Source organism: Rhodospirillaceae bacterium, from assembly GCA_018660465.1.
Lineage (GTDB): Bacteria > Pseudomonadota > Alphaproteobacteria > Rhodospirillales > JABJKH01 > JABJKH01.
Window position 1 is genome coordinate 95,129 of sequence record JABJKH010000056.1, and the last position, 6,653, is coordinate 101,781.

4 protein-coding genes are annotated in these 6,653 nt (G+C 50.8%); 3 read left to right on the top strand and 1 reads right to left on the bottom strand.

Features of this window, described 5'->3' with window-relative positions; translation table 11 throughout:
• The first annotated feature begins 422 nt into the window (after nucleotides 1-422).
• The 3 genes from HOM51_08775 (at nucleotide 423) to HOM51_08785 (ending at nucleotide 6,185) form a co-directional block, all read left to right on the top strand.
• Complete coding sequence (locus tag HOM51_08775; GenBank protein MBT5034603.1) at nucleotides 423-2,519, top strand: HAMP domain-containing protein; 2,097 nt, start codon at nucleotides 423-425, stop codon at nucleotides 2,517-2,519.
• 179 nt (nucleotides 2,520-2,698) lie between these two features.
• Nucleotides 2,699-4,849, top strand: a complete 2,151-nt coding sequence (locus tag HOM51_08780) for a HAMP domain-containing protein (protein ID MBT5034604.1) — start codon at nucleotides 2,699-2,701, stop codon at nucleotides 4,847-4,849.
• 157 nt (nucleotides 4,850-5,006) lie between these two features.
• Nucleotides 5,007-6,185, top strand: coding sequence for an acyl-CoA dehydrogenase (locus tag HOM51_08785; GenBank protein MBT5034605.1), 1,179 nt, complete (start codon nucleotides 5,007-5,009; stop codon nucleotides 6,183-6,185).
• A 3-nt stretch (nucleotides 6,186-6,188) separates the two neighbouring features.
• Here HOM51_08785 and HOM51_08790 read toward each other — a convergent pair whose 3' ends face one another.
• Complete coding sequence (locus HOM51_08790; protein ID MBT5034606.1) at nucleotides 6,189-6,587, bottom strand: GFA family protein; 399 nt, start codon at nucleotides 6,585-6,587, stop codon at nucleotides 6,189-6,191.
• Between the last annotated feature and the right edge of the window lie 66 nt (nucleotides 6,588-6,653).

Sequence of the window (6,653 nt, forward strand, 5' to 3'; positions counted from 1 at the left end):
GAAATCTCGCGTTAGAGTCGCGTCCGATGTAAATTTTTACATCATATAATGTGCCAATCCGAGATCGGGGCACGGTATATGTAACTGCTGCACCAAGACCAAAGTACTGCCTTGAGGCCGTTTAAAGGCAGATATTCCTCAGAATCACGGATGGGCTATCTTTCCACAAATTTGTTCTGGTGCGCTTGCCTATTAACTGGATAGCCCCAATGATCGATAGATTTTAAGTATCACTCGCAGTTACACTGCCAATAAGTTATATGTTTTAAAAATAATATGTATAACTTTTGTGTAATACAAAGTAACTAATGATAGTATATTTCTGTAATAAATTGAAATATTTATGAAATACTTGTGAAACACGCCCAAGAGTACAATAATATTGATTGTTCAATCACACTGTTCATGGAGAGTTTAGAAGTATGAATCTTAAAATTAGTGGCCGATTAATTCTCGGCTTTGGCATCATGTCTGCGATTCTAATTGGTGCGACCGGCATCACGATCGTTCAAGTTTCCAAAATCAACAGCGTATCTAACAGGATTATTGAACTTCGTATGCCGACGGCGAATTCAAGTGCTGCGATGGTCAATAATATTAATGCCTCCCTTGCCGCATTGCGTGGTTACATGCTGACCGGCGCGCCTAAGTTTAAGAACGGCCGCGCCGAGGTCTGGGGCGAGATCGACAAAACCACTGCAAAAATGGATGAGCTGTCGAAAAGCTGGACCAATCCTAAGAACGTTGAGAATTTACAGGTGTTCAAAGGCGTACTGAATGAATTCCGTGTAGCACAGGCGAAGGTCGAAGGCATCGCCAAGACAATTGATGAACAACCTGCCACTAAAATCCTGGTCCAAGACGCGGCGCCACTTGCCACGACCTTGGTTTCTGAGATCACCAAAATCATTACCCTGGAACGGGATTTACCGGCAACGCCCATGCGTAAGAATTTGTTGGGCATGATGGCGGATACCCGTGGCACAACCGCCCGGGGCCTCGCCAGCATTCGTGCTTTCCTTCTTACCGGCAATCAAAAGTTTAAGAAATCATTCGATGTCATGTGGAAGAAAAACGGCGTCCGCTTTGGTCAATTGAAGCAAAAGCAATCTCTATTGAGCCCTGCGCAGTTGGTTGCTTTCAAAAAGTTTGATGCGGCCAGAACGAATTTCCTGCCGCTGCCGCCTAAGATGTTTGCCATTCGTGGTTCCAAAAAGTGGAACATGGCGAACTACACTTTGGTTACTGAAGCTGCGCCTCGTGCGGGTAAGCTGATGAACATGCTGACGGGCATCAAGGATGCAAAAGGCGTCCGCCAAGGTGGCATGGCGCGTAATCAATCGGCTCTGTTGCAGAGGGATGCTGACTTGAATACGTCTCAAGTTCATAGTCTGCAAACATTCGAATGGATTTTGCTGGCGGTCGGCATTGGTTCAGCAGTCGTTATTGTACTGTTAAGCGTTCGTTCCATCGTCGGGCCGGTTACGGAAATGACTTCCGCCATGGGTGAACTGGCCGAAGGTAAACTGGAAACCGAAGTCCCGGCGCTCGATAAGACCGACGAAATCGGCGAAATGGCGCAGGCGGTCCAAGTCTTTAAAGACAATGCCATTCGCGTCAAACAAATGGAGGCCGAACAAGCCGAACAAGCGCGTGTTGCAGAAGCTGAGAAGAAGGCTGCGTTGAGCCAAATGGCTGATGACTTCGAAAAAAGCGTCGGTGGCGTGGTCGCCTCGGTCTCTTCTGCATCCACCGAAATGCAGAGTTCAGCCCAGTCCATGGCGACAACGGCAGAACAGGCCAGCGAACAGTCCTCAACCGTGGCAGCGGCATCCGAACAAGCCTCTGCCAATGTTCAAACGGTTGCGACAGCGGCCGAGGAACTGTCCAGTTCGATCAATGAAATCAGTCGACAGGTTCAGGAATCCAGCCGCATTGCTGGCGGCGCCGTGGATGAGGCCAATAACGCTGATGAGATGATTCAATCATTGGCCAGTGCGGCGAATAAGATTGGCGAGGTTGTGAGCCTGATTACCGACATCGCCGAGCAGACCAACCTGTTGGCGCTGAATGCGACCATCGAAGCAGCGAGAGCCGGTGACGCCGGTAAAGGCTTCGCGGTTGTGGCGTCCGAGGTCAAAAACTTGGCCAACCAAACCGCCAAGGCGACCGAGGAGATCAGTGCTCAGATCAATGGTATCCAAGATGCCAGTCAAAATGCAGTTGGCGCCATTCAACGTATCGGGAGCACCATCAGCGACATCAACGAAATCGCCGCAACCATTGCATCCGCAGTTGAAGAACAAGGTGCCGCAACGCAGGAGATCGCTCGCAATGTGGAGCAAGCAGCCAATGGCACATCGGAGGTCAATAGCAATATCTCAGGTGTGACAACAGCTGTCGGCGAAACCGGCCACGCAGCAGGCGAAATCCTGAATGCATCCAGCGAACTGTCGCAACAGTCTGAAGTGTTAAAAACAGAGGTGGATCAATTCTTGGCACAAGTCCGCGCCGGGTAAAAAAAACACTTAATCCAAATCGGCAAATTTGGGCCATCCGTGACCCGGGGAATTCCCGGGTCCCACGGATGGCTCTTTTTTTTATTTAACGGAAGAAACTTTTATTGAAAAATAAAATCACCCCCCCACATCATAATCGAATATCCCAGAAGCCAGTAAACAATTTGGAGATTAATTCGATGACGTTTCCGGCGTTTAAAATTGCTACCAAATTACCACTTATTATCATATCAGCAGCCCTGGTCGCTTCCTTGATTACGGGCATTAATTCCTACCGGACCACGTCTGGACTATTGACCAAGGCGGCTAATGAGAAACTGACGGCGCTAATGGTGTCCCGAAAGGCGGCGCTGAGCCAATATCTTTCCAGTATCCGTGAGGACTTGCTGGTTACAGCTTCCAATGGGGCTGTTATCTCGGCAATGAACGCCTTCCAACGTGATTTCGCGGCCATTTCTAAGTCGGGCGACCCGGATGTTCAGTTGCAGAAGATTTATATTCAGAACAACCCGAATAAGCTGGGTGAAAAGCATAAGTTGATAATGGCAAGCGATGGCTCCGCTTACAGCAAGACCCACGGCCAACTGCACCCTTGGTTCAAGAAGTTCCTCGAAGCGCGCGGGTACTACGATGTCTTCTTGGTCGATCCAAAAGGCAATGTTGTTTACTCGGTTTTCAAAGAACTCGACTTCGCAACGAACCTTGATAACGGGCAATGGAAATACAGTGACCTTGGGAACGCCTTTCGCAAGACCAAGACTGCTGCAAAAGATAGCGTTATGTTCTTTGATTTTAAACCCTACGCCCCAAGTGCTAACGCGCCGGCCAGCTTTATCGCGACCCCGATTATAGACGCCGCTGGAAAGAATATTGGTTCGCTTGTCTTTCAGATGCCTGTCGATCGGATTAACACGATCATGCAGGTTGCAGCAGGCATGGGAGAGTCAGGAGAGACCTATATCGTGGGTAAAGATTTCTTGATGCGGAGTAATTCCCGGTTTTCCAAAGAGCCAACAATCTTGAAAACAAAAGTCGAAACGGCGACGGTGAAGAAAGCCCTGGCGAATAAATCCGGTATTGAGGTCACGCCAGATTATCGCGGTATTCCTGTGTTTTCGGCGTATACCCCCATTGTGTTTGAGAAAACAACCTTCGCAATATTGGCTGAAATTGATGAATCTGAAGTCTTGGGCCCAGTAAGAAGCATGGCCCAGTCACTCCTGATCGCCGGTGTTATCTTGGCAATTATCGTTTCAGTGCTTGGGATCTTCTTTGCGCGTCGAATTTCACGGCCCATTGACTCAATGACGCAGGCTATGGGTGACCTCGCGGGCGGCAATTTGAAAACCGAAATTCCAGCGCTTGAATTGCAAGATGAAATTGGCGCAATGGCCAAGGCAGTAGAAGTCTTTAAGGCGAACATGATAGAGGCCGAGAGACTGGGAACGGAACAACGTAAGGAAGCGGGTGCCAAAGAAGCCCGGCTACGTGCCCGTGAGAAATTAATGGTGGCGTTCGAACAAGGCGTTAGCGGCGTTCTGTCCGAAGTTGCGACAGCGTCGAATTCCATGCAAGCCGAAGCCGAAGGCATGGTCCAAACTGCGGATGATACAATGGTGCAATCGAATGCTGTTGCGAGCGCTGCAGAGCAAACATCGGCCAACGTTCAAACTGCAGCGACGGCAGCGGAAGAATTATCCGCCTCAATTGGGGAAATTAGCCGTCAGGTTACGCATTCTTCCCAAATCGCCAATGACGCGGTAAATGAAGTACGTATTACGACTGATAAGATCCAAGATTTGTCTGAGGCGTCGCAAAAAATTGGTGCCGTGGTCGCGTTGATCACGGATATCGCTGATCAGACCAATCTTCTGGCCTTGAACGCAACCATCGAAGCCGCCCGCGCTGGTGATGCCGGCAAAGGTTTCGCTGTGGTGGCATCCGAAGTTAAAAACCTAGCCAATCAAACGGCCAAGGCAACTGAGGACATTAGCGTCCATATCACTGGAATTCAGCAATCGACCGGCGAAGCCGTTAAGGCGATTGATGGGATTGGATCAACCATTACAAATATCAGTGAGGCCGCAGGAACAATTGCGGCAGCGGTTGAAGAACAAGGCGCCGCAACGCAGGAAATTGCCCGAAGTGTCGAACAGGCAGCTTCCGGCACAACGGAAGTAACGAGTAACATCTTAACCGTTAATACAGCAGCGTCGGACACCGGCTCCGCCGCTAACAGCGTGCTGAATTCTGTGGGGACACTCTCGGATCATTCTGACAACCTGCGGGGTCAAGTCGAGAAATTCCTAATTGATATCAAGGCAGCGTAAACCCATACTTGGTTAATGGGCCGTCCGTGATTCGGGAAATCCCCGGAACCCACGGATGGCCCTTTTTTTGTGCGCTAATGTTCCCGCTAAGCGAGGTCTTGCACCCCCGTTACAGATAGGCTTTTCTGCGGGGAGAAATTTACAAAGGACTCCTGCCATGCCTAAAACTCCATTCAAGTGGGAAGACCCCCTGCATCTTGAGGATCAACTGACCGAAGACGAACGTCTGGTGCGTGATACCGCCCATGACTATGCGCAGGAGAAATTGGCGCCTCGTATTCTGGACTCTTTCCGCAACGAAACCATGGACCGGAATATCCTCAACGAAATGGGGGAGCTGGGGCTGCTGGGCATCATGCTACCTGAAGAATACGGCGGTGCCGACATGAACCATGTGAGCTACGGCCTGGTTGCACGAGAGATGGAGCGAGTTGATTCGGCCTATCGCTCAACTTTATCGGTACAGGCGTCATTGGTAATTTACCCAATCCTGACCTATGGCACGGAGGAGGTGCGGAAAAAGTATCTTCCCGGTTTGGCGACAGGAGAATTGGCGGGATGTTTTGGTCTGACCGAGCCGGACCACGGATCCGATGTCAACGGCATGAAGACCAAGGCGGAAAAAGTCGACGGCGGTTATGTCCTGAATGGCGCAAAGATGTGGATCAGCAACGCGCCCTTCGCTGATGTCTTTGTTATTTGGGCGAAGCTAGACGGTGAAATTCGCGGCTTTGTTGCCGAAAAAGGGGCGGAAGGCCTCTCCGTCAACAAAATTGAAGGCAAGTTCTCGCTGCGCGCCTCCATCACCGGCGAAGTCGCGATGGACAACGTCTTTGTGCCGGACGGGTACATGTTCCCTGATGTGAAGGGCTTGGGCGGTCCGTTCGGTTGTTTGAACAAAGCGCGACATGGAATTGCGTGGGGCGCTTTTGGTGCTGCGGAATTCTGTTGGATGGCGGCACGGCAGTACACCCTGGATCGATCGCAGTTTGGACGACCCCTAGCGGCCAATCAACTGGTGCAAAAGAAGCTCGCCGACATGCAAACTGAAATCGCCATCGGTCTGAATGGGTGCTTGCAGATGTCGCGTTTGTTGGATGAGGGGAAGGCAGCGCCTGAACTGATCTCCATGCTCAAACGCAATTCTGCTGGCAAGTCCTTGGAAATCGCCCGCACCGCCCGGGACATGCACGGCGGTAATGGAATCAGCGATGAATTCGGCGTTATTCGTCACATGTTAAACCTGGAAAGCGTCAACACTTACGAAGGCACCCATGATATCCACGCGTTGATTTTGGGCCGCGCGCAGACGGGAATTCAGGCGTTTACGGGGTAGGGCTCAATCGTGCATCGCCTCTGGCGGGGGCATTTCTTCGAAGGCGGGTAGCGACGGGTCCATTTTATCCCAGGACGCGGCGCGGCTGGTGTAGACCACGAATTGCGGGACAAAAAGTTCTGGATCATCAAGGCTGGATGCCCGCACGAAGACATGTTCCGGCATTATTGAATTTGTCGAATAGAGTGCGCTTCCGCAAGTCGGGCAAAACCCTCTGCTGACCGTATTGCCGCTGTCAGTTGGTGCGTCGAAGAATTTTACATCGCCTGTAACCGTAAGCGCGTCCGCGGGAATTCCCATATGTGATGCGTGTCCTGTGCCGCTGGTCTTACGACAATCAATGCAATGGCAATGTCCTGTATAGACATCGTAACTGTGTAGTGCCGCCAGCTTCTCTATCATCGCCGTATCGCCGGTATCAATGTCGGCAAAGGTTTCACTCAGATCAAGCGGCCTGATGTGGCCACT